At 68.3% G+C, this 23,166-nt stretch carries 23 protein-coding genes; 19 read left to right on the top strand and 4 right to left on the bottom strand.

All coding sequences use genetic code 11. From position 1 onward, the window contains the following. Nucleotides 1-129: 129 nt before the first annotated feature. Complete coding sequence (gene hutU / locus QSG27_RS07635) at nucleotides 130-1,830, top strand: urocanate hydratase (protein WP_306704797.1); 1,701 nt, start codon at nucleotides 130-132, stop codon at nucleotides 1,828-1,830. On the opposite strand, the gene QSG27_RS07640 is transcribed toward hutU, so the two are convergent. Then, a complete protein-coding gene (locus QSG27_RS07640; RefSeq protein ID WP_306704799.1) occupies nucleotides 1,808-2,749 on the bottom strand; it encodes a DMT family transporter in 942 nt (313 codons plus the stop codon). The two genes, hutU and QSG27_RS07640, sit on opposite strands and share 23 nt — an antisense overlap. A 185-nt stretch (nucleotides 2,750-2,934) precedes the next feature. Here QSG27_RS07640 and QSG27_RS07645 point away from each other — a divergent pair, with 185 nt between their 5' ends. The 13 genes from QSG27_RS07645 (at nucleotide 2,935) to QSG27_RS07705 (ending at nucleotide 14,317) form a co-directional block, all read left to right on the top strand. After that, the gene (locus QSG27_RS07645; RefSeq protein WP_306704801.1) at nucleotides 2,935-3,699 is read left to right on the top strand and encodes a class I SAM-dependent methyltransferase; all 765 of its coding nucleotides are present in this window, start codon (nucleotides 2,935-2,937) and stop codon (nucleotides 3,697-3,699) included. 30 nt (nucleotides 3,700-3,729) lie between these two features. Further along, the gene (locus tag QSG27_RS07650; RefSeq protein WP_306704803.1) at nucleotides 3,730-4,197 is read left to right on the top strand and encodes a GNAT family N-acetyltransferase; all 468 of its coding nucleotides are present in this window, start codon (nucleotides 3,730-3,732) and stop codon (nucleotides 4,195-4,197) included. 135 nt (nucleotides 4,198-4,332) lie between these two features. After that, a complete protein-coding gene (locus tag QSG27_RS07655; RefSeq protein WP_306704805.1) occupies nucleotides 4,333-5,934 on the top strand; it encodes an ABC transporter substrate-binding protein in 1,602 nt (533 codons plus the stop codon). 131 nt (nucleotides 5,935-6,065) lie between these two features. Further along, nucleotides 6,066-7,076 carry an ABC transporter permease subunit gene (locus QSG27_RS07660; RefSeq protein WP_306704806.1) on the top strand — a complete coding sequence of 337 codons (1,011 nt, stop codon included), beginning with the start codon at nucleotides 6,066-6,068 and terminating at the stop codon, nucleotides 7,074-7,076. Between the two features lie 8 nt (nucleotides 7,077-7,084). Continuing rightward, nucleotides 7,085-7,999: an ABC transporter permease subunit gene (locus QSG27_RS07665; RefSeq protein ID WP_306704808.1), complete on the top strand. Its 915-nt coding sequence runs from the start codon at nucleotides 7,085-7,087 to the stop codon at nucleotides 7,997-7,999. Nucleotides 8,000-8,007: 8 nt separating this feature from the next. Next, nucleotides 8,008-8,997: an ABC transporter ATP-binding protein gene (locus tag QSG27_RS07670; protein WP_306704843.1), complete on the top strand. Its 990-nt coding sequence runs from the start codon at nucleotides 8,008-8,010 to the stop codon at nucleotides 8,995-8,997. Continuing rightward, complete coding sequence (locus tag QSG27_RS07675; RefSeq protein ID WP_306704810.1) at nucleotides 8,997-10,001, top strand: peptide ABC transporter ATP-binding protein; 1,005 nt, start codon at nucleotides 8,997-8,999, stop codon at nucleotides 9,999-10,001. The genes QSG27_RS07670 and QSG27_RS07675 overlap by 1 nt, the downstream gene beginning before the upstream one ends. 129 nt (nucleotides 10,002-10,130) lie before the next feature. Then, nucleotides 10,131-10,541, top strand: coding sequence for a bacteriohemerythrin (locus QSG27_RS07680; RefSeq protein ID WP_306704812.1), 411 nt, complete (start codon nucleotides 10,131-10,133; stop codon nucleotides 10,539-10,541). 465 nt (nucleotides 10,542-11,006) lie between these two features. Further along, nucleotides 11,007-11,660, top strand: a complete 654-nt coding sequence (locus QSG27_RS07685) for a MotA/TolQ/ExbB proton channel family protein (RefSeq protein WP_306704814.1) — start codon at nucleotides 11,007-11,009, stop codon at nucleotides 11,658-11,660. Next, the gene (locus QSG27_RS07690) at nucleotides 11,657-12,289 is read left to right on the top strand and encodes a hypothetical protein (RefSeq protein WP_306704815.1); all 633 of its coding nucleotides are present in this window, start codon (nucleotides 11,657-11,659) and stop codon (nucleotides 12,287-12,289) included. Before QSG27_RS07685 ends, QSG27_RS07690 begins: the two co-directional genes overlap by 4 nt. Before the next feature lie 22 nt (nucleotides 12,290-12,311). Next, nucleotides 12,312-12,848, top strand: coding sequence for a hypothetical protein (locus tag QSG27_RS07695; RefSeq protein ID WP_306704816.1), 537 nt, complete (start codon nucleotides 12,312-12,314; stop codon nucleotides 12,846-12,848). A gap of 138 nt (nucleotides 12,849-12,986) precedes the next feature. Next, the gene (locus QSG27_RS07700; protein ID WP_306704817.1) at nucleotides 12,987-13,475 is read left to right on the top strand and encodes a YajQ family cyclic di-GMP-binding protein; all 489 of its coding nucleotides are present in this window, start codon (nucleotides 12,987-12,989) and stop codon (nucleotides 13,473-13,475) included. A gap of 377 nt (nucleotides 13,476-13,852) precedes the next feature. Continuing rightward, a complete protein-coding gene (locus QSG27_RS07705) occupies nucleotides 13,853-14,317 on the top strand; it encodes a hypothetical protein (protein WP_306704818.1) in 465 nt (154 codons plus the stop codon). Nucleotides 14,318-14,323: 6 nt separating this feature from the next. Here QSG27_RS07705 and QSG27_RS07710 read toward each other — a convergent pair whose 3' ends face one another. Together QSG27_RS07710 and QSG27_RS07715 are read right to left on the bottom strand one after the other, a co-directional pair. Further along, on the bottom strand, nucleotides 14,324-15,331 hold the full coding sequence (locus tag QSG27_RS07710; RefSeq protein WP_306704819.1) for a M23 family metallopeptidase: 1,008 nt from the start codon (nucleotides 15,329-15,331) through the stop codon (nucleotides 14,324-14,326). A 93-nt stretch (nucleotides 15,332-15,424) separates the two neighbouring features. Further along, complete coding sequence (locus QSG27_RS07715) at nucleotides 15,425-15,799, bottom strand: response regulator (RefSeq protein WP_306704821.1); 375 nt, start codon at nucleotides 15,797-15,799, stop codon at nucleotides 15,425-15,427. Nucleotides 15,800-16,039: 240 nt separating this feature from the next. Between QSG27_RS07715 and rpoH the strand changes: the two genes are divergently transcribed. Together rpoH and QSG27_RS07725 are read left to right on the top strand one after the other, a co-directional pair. After that, nucleotides 16,040-16,915, top strand: a complete 876-nt coding sequence (gene rpoH, locus QSG27_RS07720) for an RNA polymerase sigma factor RpoH (protein ID WP_306704823.1) — start codon at nucleotides 16,040-16,042, stop codon at nucleotides 16,913-16,915. Nucleotides 16,916-17,247: 332 nt separating this feature from the next. Then, on the top strand, nucleotides 17,248-19,326 hold the full coding sequence (locus QSG27_RS07725; RefSeq protein ID WP_306704825.1) for a putative bifunctional diguanylate cyclase/phosphodiesterase: 2,079 nt from the start codon (nucleotides 17,248-17,250) through the stop codon (nucleotides 19,324-19,326). A 33-nt stretch (nucleotides 19,327-19,359) separates the two neighbouring features. On the opposite strand, the gene QSG27_RS07730 is transcribed toward QSG27_RS07725, so the two are convergent. Further along, complete coding sequence (locus QSG27_RS07730) at nucleotides 19,360-21,249, bottom strand: potassium/proton antiporter (RefSeq protein ID WP_306704827.1); 1,890 nt, start codon at nucleotides 21,247-21,249, stop codon at nucleotides 19,360-19,362. Nucleotides 21,250-21,439: 190 nt separating this feature from the next. Between QSG27_RS07730 and QSG27_RS07735 the strand changes: the two genes are divergently transcribed. The 3 genes from QSG27_RS07735 to QSG27_RS07745 all read left to right on the top strand — a co-directional run bounded on the left by QSG27_RS07735 (nucleotide 21,440) and on the right by QSG27_RS07745 (nucleotide 23,166). Then, nucleotides 21,440-22,270, top strand: a complete 831-nt coding sequence (locus tag QSG27_RS07735) for a porin (RefSeq protein WP_306704829.1) — start codon at nucleotides 21,440-21,442, stop codon at nucleotides 22,268-22,270. A gap of 137 nt (nucleotides 22,271-22,407) precedes the next feature. After that, nucleotides 22,408-22,587 carry a hypothetical protein gene (locus QSG27_RS07740; RefSeq protein WP_306704831.1) on the top strand — a complete coding sequence of 60 codons (180 nt, stop codon included), beginning with the start codon at nucleotides 22,408-22,410 and terminating at the stop codon, nucleotides 22,585-22,587. Between the two features lie 264 nt (nucleotides 22,588-22,851). After that, complete coding sequence (locus tag QSG27_RS07745; protein WP_306704833.1) at nucleotides 22,852-23,166, top strand: hypothetical protein; 315 nt, start codon at nucleotides 22,852-22,854, stop codon at nucleotides 23,164-23,166.

A 23,166-nucleotide genomic window follows, 5' to 3' on the forward strand; every position in this document is an offset into this window, starting at 1 on the left:
GGCGACGTGGACAGAGAGCGGCCATCCCAGCCCTCTCCCCAGGAGGGAGAGGGGACTTCAAATGCACAGGCACCGTATCCGTCTGAAAACAACAAACGCACCAAGCAAAATCCGAGAGGGACGAGTCACATGACCGACACCAACCCGCCGGCCGGGCAGCCGGCCAACCGCCGTGTCATCCGCGCGCCGCATGGCACCGAGCTGTCCGCCAAGTCCTGGCTGACCGAGGCGCCGCTGCGCATGCTGATGAACAACCTCGACCCCGACGTGGCGGAGAATCCGGACGAGCTGGTGGTCTATGGCGGCATCGGGAGGGCGGCGCGGAACTGGGACTGCTTCGACGCCATCGTCGCGTCGCTGAAGACGCTGGGCGAGGACGAGACGCTGCTGGTCCAGTCGGGCAAGCCGGTCGGCGTCTTCCGCACCCATGCCGACGCGCCGCGGGTGCTGATCGCCAACTCCAACCTCGTGCCGCACTGGGCGACCTGGGACCATTTCCGGGAGCTGGATGCCAAGGGCCTGATGATGTACGGCCAGATGACCGCCGGGTCCTGGATCTACATCGGCAGCCAGGGCATCGTGCAGGGCACCTACGAGACCTTCGCGGAAGTCGGGCGGCGGCATTACGGCGGCGATCTGAAGGGCCGCTGGATTCTGACCGGCGGGCTGGGCGGCATGGGCGGCGCGCAGCCGCTGGCCGCGACCATGGCCGGGGCGTCCATGCTGGCCGTGGAATGCTCCGCCCGCAGCATCGAGCGGCGGCTGGAGACCAAATACCTCGACCGCTCCGCCACCAGCCTGGACGAGGCCATGGCGATCCTCTGGGAGGCCCAGGCCGCCGGCAAGGCCGTGTCCGTCGGTCTGCTCGGCAACGCGGCGGAGGTGTTCCCGGAGCTGGTCCGCCGCGCCAAGGCCGACCCGCGCTTCCGCCCCGACGCGGTGACCGACCAGACCAGCGCGCACGACCCGTTGAACGGCTATCTGCCCGCCGGATGGACGATGGAGGAGGCGGAGACGAAGCGCCGCACCGACCCGGCGGCGGTGGTCGCGGCGGCCAAGGCGTCGATGGCGACCCACGTCCGCGCCATGCTGGATTTCCACGCCATGGGCGTGCCGACGCTGGATTACGGCAACAACATCCGGCAGGTCGCCAAGGACGAGGGGGTGGCCGACGCCTTCGCCTTCCCCGGCTTCGTGCCGGCCTACATCCGCCCGCTGTTCTGCCGCGGCATCGGCCCCTTCCGCTGGGCCGCCCTGTCCGGCGATCCGGAGGACATCTTCCGCACCGACGCCAAGGTGAAGGAACTGATCCCCGACAACCCGCACCTGCACAACTGGCTGGACATGGCGCGGGAGCGCATCCGCTTCCAGGGCCTGCCGGCGCGCATCTGCTGGGTGGGGCTGGGCGACCGGGCGCGGCTCGGCCTCGCCTTCAACGAGATGGTGGCGAAGGGCGAATTGAAGGCTCCCATCGTCATCGGGCGCGACCATCTGGACAGCGGCTCCGTCGCCAGCCCGAACCGCGAGACGGAGGGCATGATCGACGGGTCGGACGCGGTGTCGGACTGGCCGCTGCTGAACGCCCTGCTGAATTGCGCGTCGGGGGCGACCTGGGTGTCGCTGCACCATGGCGGCGGCGTCGGCATGGGCTTCAGCCAGCACGCCGGCATGGTCATCGTCGCCGATGGGACGGACGCCGCGGCGAAGCGGCTGGAGCGGGTGCTGACCAACGATCCGGGCACCGGCGTGATGCGCCACGCCGACGCCGGCTACGGCATCGCGAAGGACTGCGCCAAGGAGCAGGGGCTCAGGCTTCCGATGATCGGCTGACGGGTTTGGCGGGGGTGGCGCGCGGCGGCAGGGTCGCCAGCGCCACCCCCGGCAGCACCAGAAGCACGCCCAGCAGATGGAACATCTGCAACTGCTCCCCCAGGAGCGCCCAGGCCGCCACCGCCGCCCACAGCGGCATGACGTAGAGCGAGGTCCCGGCCCGCGCCGGACCCATCAGGTTGATCGTCTTCTGATAGGTCAGGAAGGCCAGGACCGAGGCGAACAGCGCCACCCCGGCGATGCGGATGGCGGCGTCCATGCTCAGCGGAACGGGACGCAGGGCCAGCGTTTCCCACGCATAGAAGGGCGCCAGAACGACGGCGCCGGCCAGCGCGTTCGCCGCGAACATGGTCACCACCGGCAGCGAGCTGCGCGTCTGGCGCAGCAGAACCGTGTAGACCGCCCAGGCCGCCGACCCCACCAGGATCAGCAGGTCACCCGCGTTGAAGGCGAAGTGCAGGAGCGCCTGCGGGTCGCCGCGGGTCAGGATCACCAGCACCCCGGCCATCGCGACGGCGATCCCCGCCGTCTGCCGGGGCGTCACCGTCTCGCGCAGCCACAGGGCGGCGATCATCAGGATGAAGACCGGGCTGGTGGCGTAGATCAGGCCGGCGTTGGTCGCGCTGGTGCGCTCCAGCCCCATGTAGACAACGGCGCCGCAGATGCCCTGAGCCAGCGCGCCCAGCAGGAGGAAGCGCTTCCACGACGCGCGCAGGGCGTGGCGGTGCTGGATCAGGCCGGGCAGGGCCAGCGGCAGGATCATCAGGAAGGCCAGCACCCAGCGCCAGAAGGCCAGCCCGACCGGCGGCACGATGGAGGCCGCGGCCCGCCCGATCACCACGTTGGACGCGAAGAAGGCCGAGGAGAGCAGATACAGGCCGTAGGCGGTGAGGACGGCGTTGCGCGGCTGGCGGTCCATGGGGCGTCCGGAGCAAGTCATTGGGCGTCTTACGGAGCCTGCGGCCCCAGCAGCATCACCAGCTTGTAGTCGGATCGTCCGGAGGGGCACAACGTCACTTGTTCGTAGACCAGCGTCCCGTCCTGGGGATGGGTGAAACGGTGGGTGCCCGTGCCATACTGCGGGCCCGAAGGAGAGGTGTCCTCATGACCAACAGCCACCACGGCGTTGTCGCCGAACAGTACGGCCAGCGCGCCGACGCCTATGTGACCAGCGCGGTCCACGCCTCCGGCGCCGACCTGGACCAGATCGAGGCCGCCCTGCGCGGATGGAACGCTGCGCGGGTGCTGGATCTGGGCTGCGGCGGCGGCCATGTCGCCTACCGCGCCGCTCCCCACGCCGCCGAGGTGGTCGCCGTGGACGTCACCGCGCAAATGCTGGAGGCGGTGGCCCGCAACGCGGCGGAGCGCGGCCTGGCCAACATCGCCACGCGGCAGGCCCCCGCCGAGCGTCTGCCCTTCCCGGACGGCCATTTCGATGTGGTGCTGAGCCGCTTCAGCGCGCACCACTGGCTGGACGCCGAGGCCGGGCTGCGGGAAGCGCGGCGGGTGCTGACCCCCGGCGGGCGGGCGGTCTTCGTGGACATCGTGGCGCCGGGGCACCCGCTGCTGGACACACACCTCCAGGCGGTGGAACTGCTGCGCGACACCTCGCACGTCCGCGACTACAGCGCCGCGGAGTGGATGGCCGCCCTGTCCCGCGCCGGATTCGCGGTGACCGGCCTGACGCCGCGCCGCCTGCGCATGGATTTCGCCGTCTGGACCGCCCGCACCGACACCCCGGACCTGCGCGCCCAGGCCATCCGCGCCTTGCAGGATCTGGCGTCGGACGAGGTGCGCCGGCATTTCGCCATCGAGGCGGACGGCAGCTTTCTTCTGGACAGCCTGACCATCGAAGCGGAGGCTTGCTGACCATAAGATGGGGAATGGGGAGGGCCGGTCATGACCAACCTTCGTGTGCGCAGGGCCGGTCTTTCCGACGCGGGCACGGTCACCGGCCTCGTGGCGGCGTTGCTGTCCGAACTCTCCGCCGGGCAGAGCGACACGCCGCGGGCCGTCATGCTGGCCGTCGCTGAATCCCTGCTGAGCGGCGAGGCTTCCCACACGGTTTTCCTGGCCGAGGATCCGGCGGGACGCCCGCTCGGCGTCGCGACTTTGTCGGAGGGGGCCTGCATCTCCGCCCTGGGCCGGTTCGGGACGATCCGGGAGTTGTACGTAACGCCGGAGTCGCGCTCCGCCGGGGTGGGGCGGGCGCTGATCCGGGCCGTTCTGGACCATGGCCGCCGCCACGGCTGGACGCGGGTGGAGGTGGGGGCGCCGTCCGCCGGGGAATGGCCGGATTCCCTGCGATTCTATAAGCGCGAGGGCTTCACGGAGATCGGGCCGCGCCTGAAATTCCGGTTGGGCTGACGCTTGCCGCCGGGCTTGCGCGGTGGCGCTTGGTTGCGTGTTGACAGACGATTCGACCACGCGCCAAATGAACGCGCATATGGGCCGCCGCAGAAAACAGGCGGTCCTTCGACCGAACACGGGAGGTTGTTAGGAATGAAGCGCATCCTGCTGGGTGCCGGGCTCGGCGTCGCCGCCGCCTTGGCGCTTGCCGCGCCGGCCCAGGCCGCCAAGACCCTCGTCTATTGCTCCGAGGGCAGCCCTGAAAACTTCAACCCGATGGTCAACACGACCGGAACGAGCTTCGACGTCTCGCTGCCCGTGTACAACAATCTCGTGCAGTTCGAGCGCGGCGGCACCAAGGTGGTCCCCGGCCTCGCCGAGAAGTGGGACGTGTCGGAAGACGGGCTGACCTACACGTTCCACCTGCGCAAGGGCGCGAAGTGGCACAGCAACAACGACTTCAAGCCGACCCGCGACGCCAACGCGGACGACGTGCTGTGGTCGTTCAATCGCCAGTGGAAGAAGGATCATCCCTTCCACAAGGTGTCCGGCGGCGCCTATGACTACTTCAACGACATGGCGATGCCGGACCTGCTGAAGTCGATCGAGAAGATCGACGACTACACGGTCAAGTTCACGCTGAACAAGGTCGAGGCGCCGTTCATCGCCAATCTGGCGATGCCCTTCGCGGCCATCCAGTCCGCCGAATACGCCGACGCCCTTCAGAAGAAGAACCAGATCGACAAGATCGACCAGGCCCCGATCGGCACCGGTCCCTTCCAGTTCGTCGCCTACCAGAAGGACGCGGTGATCCGCTACAAGGCGTTCGACCAGTACTGGGGCGGCAAGGCGCCGCTGGACAACCTCGTCTTCGCCATCACGCCCGACGCCGCGGTCCGCTACGCCAAGCTGAAGGCCGGCGAGTGCCACATCGTGCCGTACCCGAACCCGGCCGATCTGGAGGCGATGAAGAAGGACAGCGCCATCACCCTGATGGAGCAGGAGGGCCTGAACGTCGGCTATCTGGCCTTCAACGTCACCAAGAAGCCGTTCGACGACGTGCGCGTCCGCCGCGCGCTGAACATGGCCATCGACAAGAAGGCCGTGGTCGACGCGGTGTATCAGGGCGCCGGCGTGCCGGCGAAGAACCCGATCCCGCCGACCATGTGGTCGTACAACAAGGAGATCGAGGACTACCCCTACGATCCGGAGCGCGCGAAGAAGCTGCTGGCCGACGCCGGCTTCCCGAACGGCTTCGAGACCGACCTGTGGGCCATGCCGGTGCAGCGCCCCTACAACCCCAACGCCAAGCGCATGGCCGAAATGATGCAGGCGGACCTCGCCAAGGTCGGCATCAAGGCCAAGGTCGTGCAGTACGAGTGGGGCGAGTACCGCAAGCGTCTTCAGGCCGGCGAGCACCAGATGGGCATGCTGGGCTGGACCGGCGACAACGGCGACCCGGACAACTTCCTGCACGTCCTGCTGGGCTGCGAGGCCGCGCGTCCGGGCGGGTCGAACATCGCCAAGTGGTGCTACAAGGAGTTCGACGACCTCGTCCTCCAGGCCAAGCGCACCACCGACACCGCCGCCCGCACCAAGCTGTACGAGCAGGCGCAGGTCATCTTCAAGGAAGAGGCCCCGTGGCTGACCGTCGCGCACTCGGTCGTGCACATGGCGGTGAGCAAGAATGTGGTCGATTACAAGATGGACCCGTTCGGCATCCATCGCTTCTACGGCGTCGATTTGAAACAATAAATTCAGTGTAGCAAACGGCTTTACAAAGCGGTGGCCGGGGCATTAAACCCCCGGCTTCCCTTTGCGGAAGCAGAGGAACAAAGGGGGCCGACGCCCCCTTGCTTTCGTTTCGAGCCCCCGGTGACGATCCGATGCTACGCTTCATCCTGACGCGGGTGAGCCTGGTGATTCCGACCTTTCTCGGCGTCACCTTCCTGACCTTCCTGCTGATCCGGCTCGTGCCCGGCGACCCCATCGAGGTGCGCGTGGGCGAGCGCGGCATCCCCCCCGAACGGCTTCTCGAACTGCGGCACGAACTGGGGTTGGACCGGCCCCTGTGGCAGCAGTTCCTGGACTACATCGCCGGGGTTCTTCAGGGCGACCTGGGCGTGTCCCTGGTGACGCGCAACTCCGTCCTCAGCGAATTCCTGACGCTGTTCCCGGCGACGCTGGAACTGGCCGCGCTGGCCATGCTGTTCGCCACGGTCGTCGGCCTGCCCGCGGGCATCGTCGCGGCGGTCCGGCGCGGTTCGGTCTTCGACCATGGCGTGATGGGCGTCAGCCTGACCGGCTATTCGATGCCGATCTTCTGGTGGGGCCTGCTGCTGATCCTGTTCTTCTCGGTCGGGCTCGGCTGGACTCCGGTCTCCGGGCGGCTGGACCTGCTCTACTACGTGGAGCCGGTGACCGGCTTCATGCTGGTGGACACTCTGATGGCCGGGGAGTACGGGGCCTTCTGGTCGGCGTTGCACCACCTCGTCCTGCCGATGATCGTGCTGGGCACCGTTCCGCTGGCCGTCGTGGCGCGCATGACGCGCTCCGCCATGCTGGAGGTGCTGGGCGAGGACTACATCCGCACCGCGAAGGCCAAGGGGCTGGCGGGCAAGCGGGTGATCGGCCTGCACGCGCTGCGCAACGCACTGATCCCCGTGGTGACGGTGATCGGCCTTCAGGTGGGCACGCTGCTGGGCGGCGCCATCCTGACCGAAACCATCTTCTCCTGGCCCGGCGTGGGCAAGTGGCTGATCGAGAGCATCAACCGCCGCGACTACCCGGCCCTTCAGGGCGGGGTGCTGCTGATCGCGACGACGGTGATGGCCGTGAATCTGCTGGTGGACGTTCTCTACGGCGTCCTGAACCCCCGCATCCGCCATTCGCGGTGAGGTGAGCCATGACGATCGACGTTCAAGACACGCTGCCCGCCGCCTCCCCGCCGGTTTCCCAGCCGCCGCACCCGCTGGTCGAGTTCTGGTACCATTTCCGGCAGAACAAGGGGGCCATGGCCGGCCTCGCCGTGATCCTGCTGATCGCCGTGGTGGCGCTGTTCGCCGACGTGGTGGCGCCGCACGACCCCAACATCCAGTACCGCGACGCCATCCTGGTGCCGCCGGTCTGGCAGGAGGGCGGGCGCTGGGCCTTCCTTCTGGGCACCGACGACATCGGGCGCGACATGCTGTCCCGCCTGATCTTCGGGGCGCGGCTGTCGATGATGATCGGCCTGATCGTCGTCACGCTGTCTCTGGCGGTCGGGCTGGCGCTGGGCATGATCGCCGGCTTCTTCGGCGGGGTCACCGATGCGCTGGTGATGCGCTTCATGGACATCCTGCTGTCGCTGCCCAGCCTGCTGCTGGCCGTGGTGGTGGCGGCGATCCTCGGCCCGGGGCTGGTGAACGCCATGCTGGCGGTGTCCATCGTGGTCATCCCGCACTACGCCCGCCTGACCCGCGCCGCCGTGATGGCGGAAGCGAACAAGGACTACGTCGTCGCCTCCCGCGTGGCGGGGGCGGGGCCGTTGCGGCTGATGCTGGTGGTGATCCTGCCGAACTGCGTGGCGCCGCTGATCGTCCAGGCGACGCTCGGCTTCTCCACGGCGATTCTGGACGCCGCGGCCCTCGGCTTCCTCGGCCTGGGTGCGCAGCCGCCGACGCCGGAGTGGGGCACCATGCTGGCCTCCTCCCTCCAGTTCCTCCAGCGCGCCCCCTGGGTCGTCACCTGGCCCGGTGTCGCCATCCTGGTGACGGTGCTGGCCTTCAACCTGCTGGGCGACGGGCTGCGCGACGCGCTCGACCCCAAGCTGAAACGCTGATGCCCGCCATGCCTCTTCTCGACATCAAGAACCTGTCCGTCGAGTTCACCACCCGCGCCGGCACCTTCCGCGCCGTGGACGGGATCGACCTCACCGTGGACGAGGGCGAGGTGGTCGGCATCGTCGGCGAGTCCGGCTCCGGCAAGTCGGTGACCTCGCTTGCCGTCATGGGCCTGCTCGGCTCCAACGGCACGGTGCTCGCCGACCGCATGCAGTTCGGCGGCAAGGACCTGCTGGCCATGAGCCCGTCGCAGCGCCGGAAGATCACCGGCAAGGACGTGGCCATGGTCTTCCAGGAGCCGATGACCAGCCTGAACCCCTGCTTCACCGTCGGTTTCCAGATCATGGAGACGCTGAAGGTGCATGAGGGGCTGTCCGGCAAGGCCCTGCGCAACCGCGCCATCGAGCTGCTGGAGCAGGTCGGCATCCCGGCCCCGGAAAGCCGCCTGTCGGCCTTCCCGCACCAGCTCTCGGGCGGCATGAACCAGCGCGTGATGATCGCCATCGCCATCGCCTGCAACCCGCGCCTGCTGGTCGCGGACGAGCCGACGACGGCGCTGGACGTGACCATCCAGAAGCAGATCCTCGACCTGCTGGTCCGCCTCCAGAAGGAGCGGGGGATGGCGCTGATCCTCATCACCCACGACATGGGCGTGGTGGCGGAAACGGCGCAGCGGGTGGTCGTCATGTACGCCGGACAGGTGGCCGAGACGCGCCCGGTGGACGCCCTGTTCAAGGCGCCGCGCCACCCCTACACCGGGGCTCTGCTCGACGCGCTTCCGGAACGGGCGCTGGGCAAGCGTCGGCTGCCGACGATCCCCGGCGTGGTGCCGGGCATCGGCGACCGGCCCCAGGGCTGCCTGTTCAACCCGCGCTGCCGCTTCGCCACCGACCGCTGCCGCATCGAGCGGCCCGCCCTGTTCGACGTGGACGCCGGCAAGGCGCGCTGCTTCTATCCGCTCGCCGATGCTCCGGTCGGCGCCGGGGAGGTTCTGTGATGACCGACATCCTCACCGACGTCATGCCGGCCAGCGGGCCGGTGGTTCTGGAAGCCATCCACCTGCGCAAGCATTACGCGGTGAAGCGCGGCGCCTTCAAGCCGCCGGCCACCGTGAAGGCGTTGGACGGCGTGTCCTTCCAGCTCGAAGCGGGGAAGACCCTGGCGGTGGTCGGCGAGTCCGGCTGCGGCAAGTCCACGCTGGCGCGTTCCGTCACCATGATCGAGCCGCCGTCGTCCGGCCAGCTCCTCTACGACGGGCGCGACGTGGTCGGGCGCACCGCGGCGGAAATGAAGGAACTGCGGCGCACCGTCCAGATGGTGTTCCAGAATCCCTACGGATCGCTGAACCCGCGCAAGACCGTGGGCTCCATCCTGTCGGAACCGCTGGTCATCAACACCCCGATGGGCAAGCCGGAGCGGCGGGAGCGGGCCGTCGCCATGATGGCGAAGGTTGGTCTGCGCCCCGATCAGGTGGACCGCTATCCCCATATGTTCTCGGGCGGGCAGCGCCAGCGCATCGCCATCGCCCGCGCGCTGATGCTGAACCCGCGGGTCGTCGTGGCGGATGAGCCGGTGTCGGCGCTCGACGTGTCGATCCAGGCGCAGGTGCTGAACCTGATGATGGATTTGCAGGAGGAGCTGAACCTCGCCTACCTGTTCATCTCCCACGATCTCAGCGTGGTGCGGCACATCGCCGACGCGGTCATGGTGATGTATCTGGGCCGACCGGTGGAGCATGGTCCGAAGGACACGGTGTTCACCCGTCCGCGCCACCCCTACACCCGCATCCTGATGGCCGCCACCCCGCGGGTGAATCCGGCGCTGCGCGCGGAGCGGGTGATTCCGAAGGGCGAACTGCCCTCGCCGCTGAATCCGCCGCCGGGCTGCCCCTTCCACAAGCGCTGCCCCTACGCGACCGAGCGTTGCGCGGCGGAGGTGCCCGCCCTGCGCCCGGTGGACGGGCGGCTGGTCGCCTGCCATTTCGCGGAGGATATGGCGTAACGCGGCCATTCGGCCGCGGACTGCCGGACGTTGAACCGTTCCAAGGAAAGGGATACCCTCGCGCCGGCCGTGGTTATTGCCCGTGCCGCTGGGGGGAACCGAAGTCCGGCAGAAGGGGGAAATGGCGTTATGCCGCTGATGGTGTGGAACGACAAGCTGAGCGTCGGGATCGCGCAGTTCGACGAGGAGCACAAGCAACTGGTCGCCCTGGTGAACGACCTGTTCGACGCCGTTCAGGCGGGGCGCAGCAAGGAGGCGCTGGGCGGCATCCTCGACAGCCTCGTCGCCTACACCAAGTCGCATTTCACCAACGAGGAGGAGCATTTCGCCCGCCTCGGCTATCCGGACCGCGAGGCCCACAAGGCGGAGCATGACGCCCTGGCGAATCAGGTGCTTGAGGTGCAGCGCAAGTACCACGCCGGGGCCACCGCCACGCTCAGCATGGAAGTGATGAATTTCTTGAAGAACTGGCTCATCAAGCACATCCAGGGTACCGACAAGAAGTATGGCCCCTTCCTGAAGGAAAAGGGCTTGGCCTGAAAAGCCATTTCCGGAAGGGCGGCCTTCGGCGCCGCCCTTCTTCGATGATGCGGCCGGCTTCGACGATACGGCCAGCCCGTCCATTTTTCTCTTCCATATCGGGCGCCCCCGGCGGCACCGCGGGCCGAGCCGGCACCGTCCGTCGCCGGGCGTCGGGAACTCTTGGCCTGGGCCGGGGTTCATGGTGTGACGGATGAGTCCTGAATGGCTCCGTCATCGCGCAATTCGGGCGAAGGTGCGCCGATGAACCGATGGCCGATACGGAGCCGTCCTGCCGCCGTGACTTGGGCCGCCGTGGCTTGGGCCGCCGTGGCTTGGACCGCCGTCGCTCGGGCCCCGCACCCGCCCGCCGCCTCCCCGATTTCACCATCGCCGTCCGGCTTCCCGGAGGCACTCCCGTTGCGCGAATTCACCGTGTGAGGACGACGATCCGGAGACATACTCAACCGTCATAGGGTCAAGACCATGGAAGAACAGTGGCTCCTCAAGGCGAAATTCGTCGCCTTCAATCTGACCATTTCGGCCTTCGTCTTCATCCTCTACGCTCAGGGCTGGCTGGACCGGGTCCTGACCGGGCACATCGCCGTGGCGACCGCGATCATCGGGATCGTGTTCCTGATCGGCCTGGTCATGTCCGCCTATCGGGTTTGGAAAATCGGCGGCGAGTTGGACCGGGCCAAGCTCGGCGGCGGACGCCTGATGAGGGTCGAGAGCGAGCGAGCGCTGGAAATCCGCCTGTTCTCCCGGATCTCGCATCTCCAGCACATCGCCAACGCGCTGGGCATGCTCGGCCTGATCGGCACGGCCTGGGGCTTCAGCCTGTTCGCCGCGAACATCACGCCCGACATGGTGGGCAACGCATCGTCGGCGGGCGCCATGGTGACCACGCTGGCGAGCGGGCTGGGCGTGGCGATCTACGCGACGATGCTGGGCGGCGCCCTGTGCCTGTGGACGACCTGCAACCTGCAGCTTCTGCGCGGGGCCACGGCGTCCCTGTGCGCGCTGATCATGGACGAGGCCCATGTCCGCTCGCGGACCGCCCCCAGGGCCGAAAATACGGCCTTCACCGCGCCCCACCCGGCCTCCTACGGCGCCCTGAGCGGCGAGGCGACGCCATGAACGATTTCCTGGGCGAGGACCAGACCGGCGTGCTCGTCGCGCGGGACCTGCTGACCCTTCTGCTGTGCGGTTTCGTGGCCTGCGCGGTCCTGGCGGTCCCCTTCATCAACGAGTCGAAGAAGGCCGAGGCCAATCAGCAGAACGAGTCCTCCTCCGCCGCGGCGGGAACGGAGCCGCCGGGAAACGTCATCATCGAGGCGCGCTGGGACGACAAGCTGCGCAGCGACGTCGATCTGTGGGTCCAGGCGCCGGGGGACGTGCCGGTCGGCTATTCGAACAAGTCGGGGCTGATCTTCAACCTGCTGCGCGACGATCTGGGCGCCTACGCCGACCCGACCGAGGTGAATTTCGAGACCTCCTATTCCCGCGGCATCCCGCCTGGGGAGTACACGGTCAACGTGCATATGTTCCGCAACCTTGAGAATGTGTTCCCCATCTGGGTCAGGGTGGTCGCCCGCGTCAAGGCGGAGCATGAATCGGGAGCCGCCACCGTCGCCGCCACGCGCGTCCGGCTGGACCACGAAGGGCAGGAGATCACCGCCTTCCGCTTCACCCTGACGGAACGGGGCGAGCTGGTGCCGGGGTCCCTGAACGCCGTGTACAAGCCGCTGCGCTCCGCCAAGAACTGACCCGCCGGATCGAGAGTGCGCCATGGAAAGCCTGACCGTCCTTTTCGGCTTCGTCGCAGTGGTCACCCTGCTGCTCGTCCTGTCGGCCCTGCGCTGGGCGCGCAACCGGATGGCTCGGGTGGTGATCCTGCTGCTGTTCGCGCTGATGCTGCCGGCGGCCTACGCCGCGCCGGCGGCGCTGCTGGGCCGGGCGAAGCCGGTCACGCTGGAATGGATGGGAGCCAACGTCCGCGAGGCGAAGGTGCTGAGCGCCACCCTGGTCGAGAACGAGGCGATCTACCTGACCCTGCTGTGGGAACAGGCCCCGAACCTCTACCGCCTGCCCTGGGACCGCCGCATGGCGGAGCAGTTGCAGGAAGCCCAGCGGGAGGCGCAGCGCAACGGCACCAACCCGATGATGCGGCTTCCCTTCGAACGGTCCTGGGACGACCGGGAGCCGCGGTTCTACGCGCAGCCGCAGCCGAAGATGCCGGACAAGCCCTATGAGAACGCGCCCGGCAACGGCGGGCCGGGCGGCAATCCGGGGATCGAGTTCCAGCACCCCGGACAACCGACCTGAATTCTGCCGACCTGAATTCTGCCGACCTGAGGCGAAAGCGCCGCTTGGGGAACGGATTCCGTCACCGCGCCCTTGAAGGCGGGGGGCGGCCTCGTCTACGGTTCCGGCACTTCCGTCCGCCTGAGCAAAGAGAGCGCCATGCCGTCCTTCGACATTGTGTCCAAGACCGACATCCATGAAATCGACAACGCGCTGAACGGCATGCGCCGCGAGATCGAGACCCGGTTCGACTTCAAGGGCTCGCGCTGCACCGTGGAGCGCACCGAGAACGACATCACGCTGCTGGCCGACGATGCCCCCAAGCTTGAGCAGATGCAGGAGCTTCTGAAGGTCTATGTGACGCGCCGGAAGCTCGACGCGGGGGCCCTGGACTATTCCAACAAGCCGGAGCGGGCGGCGGGCGACGCGCTGCGTCAGGTCGTCACCGTCAAGCAGGGCATCGCCCAGGATCTCGGCAAGTCCATCGTCAAGGCGATCAAGGACAGCAAGATGAAGGTCCAGGTCTCCATCCAGGGCGACGAACTGCGTGTCACCGGCAAGAAGCGCGACGATCTCCAGGACGCCATCGCCCTGGTGCGCGGGCTGAAGATCGAACAGCCCCTGCAGTATGTGAACTTCCGGGATTAACTGTCCGGATTGCGATCCGCTTTGGACCGCGACGGCGGCCCCGGCCGCCCATGCGGCCGAAGCCCGCCTTTCGCGGGAACACAGTTCCCGCTGGCGGCAGGCGGATGCCATTGGCATCCGCTGAGAGCCGGCGAATGAGGCGATATGAGTCTAAAGCGAACGGACGTTCGCTTTAAGGACTGTGCTCAGCAGCAGCAGGGGCCTCGGCTGGTCAGTTCTTGCCGGACGATGGGTCATTCTTGCCGGGTGGGCCGGAAAATTTTGCCGGGTGGCCGGGGGCGGACATACCCCGCCCCTCGCGTCTCCGGTCCTTCCGCCGATGGCCCGGCCCTTGCTTGCCTTGATGCGGTAGCCGAACGCCGCAGGGTCCACGCGCCATGTCGATACCGGCCAACGCCGATGCTTCCCAGTTGATGCGCATCCGGGCTGAAGAGCTTCTGGAGCGCAAAGGCACGGGTGCGTCCCGTCAGGCGGGGGAACTCGCCGGCCAGTTCGCCGCGATGCTGGAGCAGTTGAACGGCGTCGGCGCGGAGGACGGCGGCGCCGGTCTTGCCGGGATGATGGCCTCCTCCGCGGCGGGGCCGGTCACGGGAAGCTCCGCCATCGCCCATCGGCTGGGCATCGGCGCCGTCAGCGTCTTCGCGCAGAGCGGGGCGGAGGATGCCTCGGGCGGCCAGACCGCCGACGGGCAGACCCCCGACATGCCGGCGCCGAACGCGCAAGAGGCCATGCAGGTGGTGCAGAGCGCCCTTCAGGCGGAAAGCGCGCCGAACTTCCGCTGGCTGACCACGCTGCTGACCCAGGGTGTTCCGGACGGCATGAAGACGGGTTCGGCGCCGTAAAGAACGTCAGCGGACCTCCAGCCGGCGTTCCAGCGTGAGCACCGCCGTGCCGCCGCGGGTCAACGTCACGATGCCCCGGTAGGGACCCTTGGGCCATCCCGCCGCCGGACGTTTCAATCCCTGATAGGCGAACCAGACGGCCTTGTCCCCCGCGATGCCCTTGCTGTTGTCGAACAGGGTCCGGCCTTCGCCGTCCAGGATGCGGATTCGCTGGGTGTCCCCGTCGCGCACGCCCATGATGTCCGACCACAGCACCAGCAGGGGCGAGTCCGGCGTCAGCGCCTCCCCGGCGAAGTCGCCCCGGCGGGCCGGTTCGGGTTCCGGAACGCGGGTGGCGAAGCCGGCGCTCAGCCCGGCGGTCGGGCGGTAGGCGAGCGCCTTGGCCGTTCCGGCGTTCCACAAGGGCGTCATGGGCTGGCCGCAGGCGGTGAAGGGCCGCTGGCCGACGAAGGGGTCCACCACGGCGCCGTTGTGGCGGACGCCGAAATGCAGGTGGGGGAACTCGGTCAGTCCCGACAGGCCGACCTCGCCCAGCCGCTGCCCGGCCTCCACCCGCTGGCCGGGGGTGACCGCGACGCTGCCGCGCTTCATGTGCAGATAGGCCGTCTGCCAGCCGTCGCCATGGTCGATGACGACGGCGTTGCCGCCCCCGACCTTCATCACCGTGTCGCGCCCGACGACGTTGACGTTCACGTCCTCCATGCCGTCGCGCACCCGGAGGACGGTGCCGGCGGCGGCGGCCAGCACGGCGACGCCCCGGTCCATGGCCGTGTAGTCGGGCAGGCGGATGTCCGTGCCGTCGTGGCCGTCGTAGCTCAGCCGCCCGCAGGCGTGGTCGCGCCAGCCGGGGCCGGGGTCCTCGTCCACGTAATTCTGCACGAAGCAGGTCTCCCCGACCCGGCAATCGACCGGCAGGCCGAAGGCCGGCGCCTCCGCCGCCGCGGAGCGGGAAACCGCCGGCAGGCCGGCGAGGACGCTTGCGGACAGAAGGGCGGCGAGCGTGGCGCGGATCATGCGGGCTTCCGTCTGGCGTGGGGTCGGGGTCGCCAGGGCAGGGTGCGGCAAGCTCCGCCCCGATGCAACCGCGAGGAAGCCGTGGACGGCCGGTCAGCCGGCGACCAGCACCGCGAGCACTTCGGACGCCAGAACGGTCGGCTTGATCGGCTTGCGGATCATCCGGGCGACGCCCAGCTTGGTCAGGGCCTGCATGGTCAGTTCCGGCGGCACCCGCTCGTCGATGCCGGACAGGACGATGATCCGCAGATCCGGGCGAAGGTTCCTGGCGGCCTGGATGACTTCGAACCCGTCATGCTGCGGCATGATGAGATCGGTCACCAGCAGGTCGAAGTCATGGAAGGTGAGGGATTCGATGGCCTGCCGCGCGTCGGTGCAGCCCGTCACGCGGTTTCCTTCCTTCTCCAGAATTTTGGTGACGATGCTGAGGGATACCGGATCGTCATCGACGACAAGAATGTCGGCCATCGGAGTCTGCCCGTCCATGGGTTGGCATTTTTCCGCCCTGAATAAGGCCCAGGTGGTTTACGCCCGGTTTATGAGCAGGGTCCGCCATGCGCCCAATTCAAGGCTGCCGACTCTCCTGGGCGCACAGCGTTGACTTGCGGCGCCGTCCGCGTAAACTGTGGTCGCCTTCGCATCGAAGGTGCCGGCTGCCCAGGGCGGGGGCCGGTGGATAGGGTCATATCGCTTTCATGAGGATGTGACATGAGCACCGCACTTGCGCTGACCGCACCCTTTTCCGGCGAGTCGCTGTCCCGCTACGTCGAGCAAATTCACCGCTTCCCCGTTCTGGGTGCGGAGGAGGAGTATGTGCTGGCCACCGCGTGGCGCCAGCATGGCGACATGGACGCGGCCCGCAAGCTGGTGACCAGCCATCTGCGTCTGGTCGTCAAGATCGCCAGCGGATTCCGCGGCTATGGCCTGCCGATGACCGATCTGGTCGGCGAGGGCAACATCGGCCTGATGACCGCCGTCCGCAAGTTCGAGCCGGACCGCGGCTTCCGCCTGTCCACCTACGCGATGTGGTGGATCAAGGCGTCCATCCAGGAATACATCCTGCGCTCCTGGAGCCTCGTGAAGCTGGGCACCACCGGCGCGCAGAAGAAGCTGTTCTTCGGCCTGTCCCGCCTGAAGCGCAAGCTGGGCGAGTTCGGCAACGGCGACCTGAAGCCGGAAAGCGTCACCCGGATCGCCCAGGAACTGGACGTGCCGGAAAGCGACGTCGTGGCGGTCAACCGCCGCTTCGTCCAGCCGGTCGCCTCGCTGAACGCGCCGCTCTCCGCCGGGGAGGGGACCGCGGAGATGCAGGACTTCCTGCCCGACGAGCGCCCGAACGCCGAGGACGGCCTGCTGGAACGCGACGAGGCGGCGCACCGCAGCGCCATGCTGCGCGAGGCGATGGAGGTGCTGAAGGACCGCGAGCGCGACATCCTGACCGCCCGCCGCCTGAGCCCGTCGCCCAGGACGCTGGAGGAACTGGCCGCCGTCCATGGCGTCAGCCGCGAACGCATCCGCCAGATCGAAGAGCGTGCCTTCCAGAAGCTGTCCCAGCGCGTGCGGGAATTGGCTGCGGCAGCCTGACCCAGGGGGCTTCGTTGCCCTCCGCTCCGGCGTGGTGTATATCGAAAGGTGTATCTCCCGTTCGGTGGTGCCGTTCGTCGGCGCCAGCCCGTCCGGGAGAGGCGAGGCGGTGTTTCCATGCCCTGGGTTGTGGTGTGGGGATGGTCGGTACGCGACAAATGTTGTGATTTCGCCGCAATTTGTTGGAAAACGGGCCGCATACCGTCATAATGACAACTCGATTTCGGTGCTCCCCGGAGCCGTGCTTCGGGGGGCCATGGTGGGCGGGTGCGGTTTTGTCCAACAAGTCTTCGGCAGAGCATCAGGGTTCCGGCAGCCTGTCCGCGCCGGCAATGCCGCACACGCCGGCGTTCCTCGCGTCGCTCGCCGAAAGCGTCCTTAACCACGCCTCCTTCGCGCTGGTCTATGCCGACGCCGGGGGACGCTGCCTGTTCGCCAACCCCGCCTTCGCCGCGGCTCTGAAGTCGGCGCCCGAGTCCCTGGCGGGACGGGCGCTCGGCGATCTGGAGCATCCGCTGGCGCGCGCCGTGGCGCAGGCCCTGGACCGCGCCGCCCAGGCCGGCGAGGCCGCTCCCGTCGATTGCGAGGTGGAGCGGGCGGATGGCGGGCGCGGCGTGCTGACCGGCTGCGTCCTGCCCCACCGCACCGGCGATGGCGCCGAGGGCTTTTTCGGCCTGTTCCAAGACGTGACCGATCCGACCCGCGTCGCCGATTTCGTCCTGCGCCGCGACCCCTTCGTGACGACCCTGCTCGACGCGGCGGTGGACGGCGTGGTGGTGGCGGACCGCAACGGCATCATCCGCACGGTCAACCGCTCCTGCCGCGACCTGTTCGGCTATGACGAGGAGGAGTTGATCGGGCGGAACGTCTCGGTCTTGATGCCGCCTCCCTTCTCCCGCGACCACGACAAGTACATCAGCTCCTATCTGGAGACGGAACGCCCCAGGATCATCGGCATCGGGCGCGACGCCCTGGGCCGGCGCAAGGACGGCACGGTGTTCCCGATCCATCTGAGCGTGGGCGAGGCCCGGCTGGCGCGCGAGATCGTCTTTGTCGGCATCATCCGCGACATCTCCGAACGCTTGGCGGCGGAGCAGCGGGCGACCTATCTTGCCCGGCACGATCCGCTGACCGGCGTGCTGACCCGCACCGCCTTCCTGGAGGAATGCGAGGCCGTGCTCGCGGCACCCTTCCCCGGCCAGGAGGGGGGGCTGTTCGCGCTCTACGCGCTCGACGTGGACCAGTTCAGCGACATCAACGAGGCGTTCGGCTTCCATGTCGGCGACGCGGCGCTGAAGGCGATGGTCAGCCGGGTGACGGAGGTGCTTCCGCAGCAGACCTATGTCTGCCGCATCGCCGCCGACGAGTTCGCCGCCCTGTCCCGCGTGGAAAGCGCGGAGCAGGCGCAGACGCTGGCCGACCTTCTGCACGACCGGCTGACCGCCTCGATCTACGCCGACCGCCATTGGGTACGGCTTCGGCTGTCCATCGGCGCCGCGGTGCAGGACACCGACATCCGCACGCTGGAGGAACTGAACGCCAAGGCGAAGCTGGCGCTTCAGGCCGCGCAGCACAACGGCGGCAACGCCGTCTGCCTCTACACCCCGGAAATGGCCGCGGCGGCGACCCGGCGCATGTTCCTGACCATGCATCTCGCCCACGCCATCGAGCGGAACGAGCTGCACATGGCCTATCAGCCCATCGTCGAGGCCCGGTCCGGGCGGATCGTCGGGGCGGAGGCGCTGTTGCGCTGGACCCAGCACACGCTGGGGCCGGTCTCTCCCGGCGAGTTCATCCCGGTGGCCGAGGAAAGCGGCCTGATCGTTCCCATCACCGACTGGGTGCTGAGCGCCGTCGTGGAGCAGATGGCCGCGTGGGAGCCGGCGGGCACCCTGCCCGAACAGGTCTTCATCAACATTTCCGGCCCGCAGTTCCTGCGCGGCAACCTCAGCGCCCGTCTGGAGGAGCTTCTGGGCCGTCACCCGGCGCTGCGCGGGCGGCTGGGTCTGGAGATCACCGAACAGGCGGCGGTGCGCGACCTGACGACCGCCGTGCAGACCCTGACGGAGCTGGAAGCCATCAGCGTGCAGGTGGCCATCGACGATTTCGGGTCGGGCTATTCCTCGCTCAGCTACGTGCAGCAGCTTCCGGTGTCGAAACTGAAGATCGACCGCGCCTTCATGGCGGACATCCCGGACAACCTGAAGAACGGGGCGCTGGTCCGCGCCGCGGTCGGCATGGCGCACGGCCTCGGCCTCGTCACCGTGGCCGAAGGGGTGGAGACGGAGGAACAGCGGGACTTCCTGGTCTCCATCGGCTGCGATCTGCTTCAGGGCTACCTGTTCGGCCGGCCCTCCGCTCCCGATGTGTTCGCGGCGATGGTCCGCGCCCAGCAACCGGCGATGGCCTGACGGGGAAACCCTCCTCCCGGGACGGGAGAGGGGTTATCCCTCCAGCCGCTCCGGCTCCTTCCCGGCGACGGCGGGCGTTTCGATGGCGTGCGCGGGCAGGCGTTCGCGGCGGGTTTCCCGGCGCTGCCAGCGGCGGAAGGACCGCTTCGACCACCAGGACACGATCTTCTGCCACAGCCGCGTCGGGCGCTGGAACAGCGGCACGCGCGCCTTGTCCATCGCCGACGGTTCCAGCGCGAGGCCGACGGAGGTGATCTGGCCGTCCTGCATGTCGCGGACGATCAGTTCCACGCCGCCCATGCGCATCCGGTCGCCGAGCTCGCAATTGCCGCCGAACTCGTTGCGCAGCAGGTCGCGCAGCGACCGCTTGGCGTTGGCCAGCGACAGGGGCAGGCCGTACATCTCGGCGATCTGCTCCACCGTCGCGTCGGGGTTCAGCACCAGATCGCCATAGAACTCCCGGTCGTCCTGGTCCAGCGGGCGGCTTTCGGCGAACAGCTTGTCGATCAGCGGCAACTGGCTGGGCGGTGTGAACAGATAGACCATGTCGCCGGCCTGGAGCGTCCGGGCCTTGTGCAGCGGCACCACGCGCCCCTCGCGGATCACCAGGGAGGGCCGGGCGAAGCGCGGCATGCGCTGCCCGCGGGCTGCGGGGCTCTTCGGGTGGACGGTGTAGGCGACCATCTCCTGGTCGGCTTCGCCGGGCAGTTCCAACTCGAACCGTTCGACCGGGCCGCGCCGCGGCGGGACGATCAGCTTCAGCCAGCGCGCCATCGGGCCGATGGTCCAGCCCTGCACCGCCAGCGACACGATGACCACCAGAAAGGCCGTGTTGAAGATCACCTGCCCGCCCGGCAGGCCGCCCAGGATCGGCACAAGGGCAAGCAGCATGGACACCGCCCCGCGCAGCCCGACCCAGGCCATGAAGGTCGTCTCGTTGGCCGAGAAGCGGAAGGGCAGCAGGCACAGCCACACCGCGAGCGGGCGGGCCAGCAGGATCAGCAGGGCGGCCAGGGCCAGCGCGGGCAGGGCGATGGCGCCGAAGTCGTGCGGGGTGGCGAACAGGCCCAGCATCACGAACATGACGATCTGGCTGAGCCAGGTCAGGCCCGAATGGAACTGCCGCAGGCCCAGCGCCCCGCGCAGCTTCACGTTGCCCGCCACCAGGCCGGCGGCGTAGACGGCGAGGAAGCCGCTGCCCCCCAGCTCGTTGGTGCCGGCGAACAGGAACAGGGCGAAGGCCAGGGTCACCACCGGGTTCAGGCCAGGGTCGAGGCGCGCCTTGTTGATGAAGGCGGCCAGCCCCGCGCCGCCCGCGATGCCCAGGACGGCGCCGCCCACGATCTGCATCAGCAGGAAGCGGACCAGCTCCAGCGGCGTTCCCCAGCCGTGCAGCGCCGCCTCCACCAGCATGGCGGTGAGCAGGATCGCGGTCGGGTCGTTGCTGCCGGATTCGATCTCCAGCGTCGAGCGCACGCGGTCGCGGATGGTGATGCCGCCGACCCGCAGCAGGAAGAAGACCGCCGCCGCGTCGGTGGAGCTGACCACCGCGCCGACCAGCATGGATTCGATCCAGGGCAGCCCCAGCAGAAAATGGGCGGCGACGCCGATGACGCCGGTGGTGATGGCGACGCCGACGGTCGCGAGGCTGAGCGCCGGCCACGCCGCCGCGCGGTAGCTGGACAGCTTGGTGTCCAGGCCGCTTTCGAAGAGGATCACGGCGAGCGCGATGGAGCCGATCAGGAACGCGCTGTCCGCGTCGTTGAAGCTGATGCCCCCGACGCCGTCCACGCCGGCCAGCAGCCCGACGCCCAGGAAGATCAGCAGCAGCGGCGTGCCGAACCTCAACGCCAGATAGCTGGTCAGGATGCTGACGATCAGCAGCGACGACCCGATCAGGATGATGGTGCTCGCTGTCTCCATAGTCCTCGCGCCGGGGTAGGGGAATGCCACGTCCGTGGTTCATCCGATTTTGGCAATTCTTGGGCGCCAGTGCAATGCAGCAGCCAAAATTTCCCAATGTTCCTAAAATAATACAGAAATGTCTCCCGCAATGCAGCATTGCAGCGGGCTAAAATCCTTCCGGGTTAACGCAACGGGCGAGGGGCATTTCATGGTTCGTATACGGCGTATTCCGGCGCTTCCCCTCGCGGCCCTGACGCTTGTCCTGTCGTCCGCGGCGGCAGCGGGGTCCCTGCCCGATCTGGACCGGACGGCGGGCGGCGGTGCGGCGGCGGTCCGCTTCGACAAGAAGGCGATCGACCTCGGCGGCTGGGGCGCGCTGGAGGTCGGGCAGACGGAAAGCGCGTCGCGCCGATTGGTGGCGACCTCGCCGGTGCGGGACCAGTGGTTCTCCGACCCCGTCTTCATGAACGACGGCGCCTTTGGCGGTCCGGACGCGCGGGCGACCTATTATTCGCCGGGCCTGCACGGGTTCAACATCGGCCTGGGCTACACCCCCGTCCGCACGGAGCTGGGGGCCGCCGACCCGCTCGCCCGCCATGTCGTCGAAGGGGTGGTCCGGCACGAGGGCCGGATGGGCAAGGCCCGGCTGCGCATCACCGCCGGGGCCGGCAAGGCCGCCGTCGCCAAGGACCGCGGCACGCCCCGCAAATCCTGGGTGGTCGGCGGGCAGGTGGCGCTTCCCGGCGTGACGGTCGGCGCCGGCTATCGCGAACAGTTGCCCGACGACGGTGCAGCCCGCCGGACGCTCAACGCCGGCCTCTATCTGGAGCAGGGCACCCCGCTGCGGGGATGGAGCGTCATGGGCCGGCTGGCCCACACCCAGGTCGGCGACCAAGCCCCGCAGGAGGTTTGGTCCACGGGCCTGCGCTTCCGCATGTCGCCGAAGGTCAGCGTCACCGCCGATCTGGGCACCATGACCTACGGCGGCGATCCGTCCGACAGCACCATGCTGCGCGTCGGCACCCGCGTGCTGTTCTAGCCAGGCGTTCCAGGCGTTTGACGGACTTCTCCCGCACCGTTCCGGGCTGATGTCCCGGCGGAATCGCGGTGCCGTGGAAGCAAATCGCATCCTCGCGTGTTTACAGGAGCAAGAAGCACCACAAGGAGGGTTTGGACATGTCTCGTTTGCGCCTGATCGGGACCGCCATTGCGCTGTTGACGCTCGCGGCCTGTTCGACCGGCGGCGTGGTGGGCGGCACGGCTGGCGCCGCGGGCGGCTACGCCTTGGACGGCAAGCGTGGCGCCATCATCGGCGGCCTGGGCGGCGCAGCGCTGGGCACGGCGCTGGACCGCTGACCGGATGCAGCGGGTCCGCGCGATCCGCCGCTGACGATGGCAAGCGCGCCGTGCCTTGTCGGCACGGCGCGCTTCCATGCCGGCTTCCACCGACGATCAATTCGCCATGGACGGCAAACCGGCAGGGAACGGCCCGGCCGATTTTGCCGCCCGGCAAGAGCACCCCACCGGGAAGTTCCAATAGGCGATTGATTTCAAATAATATTTAAGGTTGCACAAAACTTGCTTGGCGGGCTCCCAGCCCATCGGTCACGGGAAACCGTCATGCAGATTTCCAGCTATATGAGCGGCATCCTCCGCTCCGACACCAAATCCACCGTGCCGGGCGGCAGCGGCAGCGCGGACAAGGAGGCGACCGGTGTCAGCGCCGCGGACGCCTTTCTCAAGGAGGCGCGGAAGACGCCCGCCCAGCGCATCCGGGACCAAATGCTCACCCGCCTCAAGCTGGACGAGGAATCGCTCGCCGCCATGCCGCCGGAAAAGCGGGAGGCGATCGAGAAGCAGATCGCCGAGGAATTGAAGCGCCAACTGACCGGCGTGAACGACCGGCGCGGTGCGGCGGTCGACCTGACCGCCTGA

It is taken from the genome of Azospirillum isscasi (genome assembly GCF_030849505.1).
Lineage (GTDB): Bacteria > Pseudomonadota > Alphaproteobacteria > Azospirillales > Azospirillaceae > Azospirillum > Azospirillum isscasi.

Excerpts from the sequence above, each read along its gene's own strand:
- QSG27_RS07725 (WP_306704825.1), top strand. The coding sequence starts at position 17,248 with ATGCCGCACACGCCGGCGTTCCTCGCGTCGCTCGCCGAAAGCGTCCTT.
- QSG27_RS07695 (WP_306704816.1), top strand. The coding sequence starts at position 12,312 with ATGGAAAGCCTGACCGTCCTTTTCGGCTTCGTCGCAGTGGTCACCCTG.
- rpoH (WP_306704823.1), top strand. The coding sequence starts at position 16,040 with ATGAGCACCGCACTTGCGCTGACCGCACCCTTTTCCGGCGAGTCGCTG.
- QSG27_RS07730 (WP_306704827.1), bottom strand. The coding sequence starts at position 21,249 with ATGGAGACAGCGAGCACCATCATCCTGATCGGGTCGTCGCTGCTGATC.
- QSG27_RS07680 (WP_306704812.1), top strand. The coding sequence starts at position 10,131 with ATGCCGCTGATGGTGTGGAACGACAAGCTGAGCGTCGGGATCGCGCAG.
- QSG27_RS07640 (WP_306704799.1), bottom strand. The coding sequence starts at position 2,749 with ATGGACCGCCAGCCGCGCAACGCCGTCCTCACCGCCTACGGCCTGTAT.
- hutU (WP_306704797.1), top strand. The coding sequence starts at position 130 with ATGACCGACACCAACCCGCCGGCCGGGCAGCCGGCCAACCGCCGTGTC.
- QSG27_RS07650 (WP_306704803.1), top strand. The coding sequence starts at position 3,730 with ATGACCAACCTTCGTGTGCGCAGGGCCGGTCTTTCCGACGCGGGCACG.
- QSG27_RS07675 (WP_306704810.1), top strand. The coding sequence starts at position 8,997 with ATGACCGACATCCTCACCGACGTCATGCCGGCCAGCGGGCCGGTGGTT.
- QSG27_RS07655 (WP_306704805.1), top strand. The coding sequence starts at position 4,333 with ATGAAGCGCATCCTGCTGGGTGCCGGGCTCGGCGTCGCCGCCGCCTTG.
- QSG27_RS07705 (WP_306704818.1), top strand. The coding sequence starts at position 13,853 with ATGTCGATACCGGCCAACGCCGATGCTTCCCAGTTGATGCGCATCCGG.
- QSG27_RS07735 (WP_306704829.1), top strand. The coding sequence starts at position 21,440 with ATGGTTCGTATACGGCGTATTCCGGCGCTTCCCCTCGCGGCCCTGACG.
- QSG27_RS07685 (WP_306704814.1), top strand. The coding sequence starts at position 11,007 with ATGGAAGAACAGTGGCTCCTCAAGGCGAAATTCGTCGCCTTCAATCTG.
- QSG27_RS07690 (WP_306704815.1), top strand. The coding sequence starts at position 11,657 with ATGAACGATTTCCTGGGCGAGGACCAGACCGGCGTGCTCGTCGCGCGG.
- QSG27_RS07645 (WP_306704801.1), top strand. The coding sequence starts at position 2,935 with ATGACCAACAGCCACCACGGCGTTGTCGCCGAACAGTACGGCCAGCGC.
- QSG27_RS07745 (WP_306704833.1), top strand. The coding sequence starts at position 22,852 with ATGCAGATTTCCAGCTATATGAGCGGCATCCTCCGCTCCGACACCAAA.
- QSG27_RS07710 (WP_306704819.1), bottom strand. The coding sequence starts at position 15,331 with ATGATCCGCGCCACGCTCGCCGCCCTTCTGTCCGCAAGCGTCCTCGCC.
- QSG27_RS07665 (WP_306704808.1), top strand. The coding sequence starts at position 7,085 with ATGACGATCGACGTTCAAGACACGCTGCCCGCCGCCTCCCCGCCGGTT.
- QSG27_RS07670 (WP_306704843.1), top strand. The coding sequence starts at position 8,008 with ATGCCTCTTCTCGACATCAAGAACCTGTCCGTCGAGTTCACCACCCGC.
- QSG27_RS07660 (WP_306704806.1), top strand. The coding sequence starts at position 6,066 with ATGCTACGCTTCATCCTGACGCGGGTGAGCCTGGTGATTCCGACCTTT.
- QSG27_RS07740 (WP_306704831.1), top strand. The coding sequence starts at position 22,408 with ATGTCTCGTTTGCGCCTGATCGGGACCGCCATTGCGCTGTTGACGCTC.
- QSG27_RS07715 (WP_306704821.1), bottom strand. The coding sequence starts at position 15,799 with ATGGCCGACATTCTTGTCGTCGATGACGATCCGGTATCCCTCAGCATC.
- QSG27_RS07700 (WP_306704817.1), top strand. The coding sequence starts at position 12,987 with ATGCCGTCCTTCGACATTGTGTCCAAGACCGACATCCATGAAATCGAC.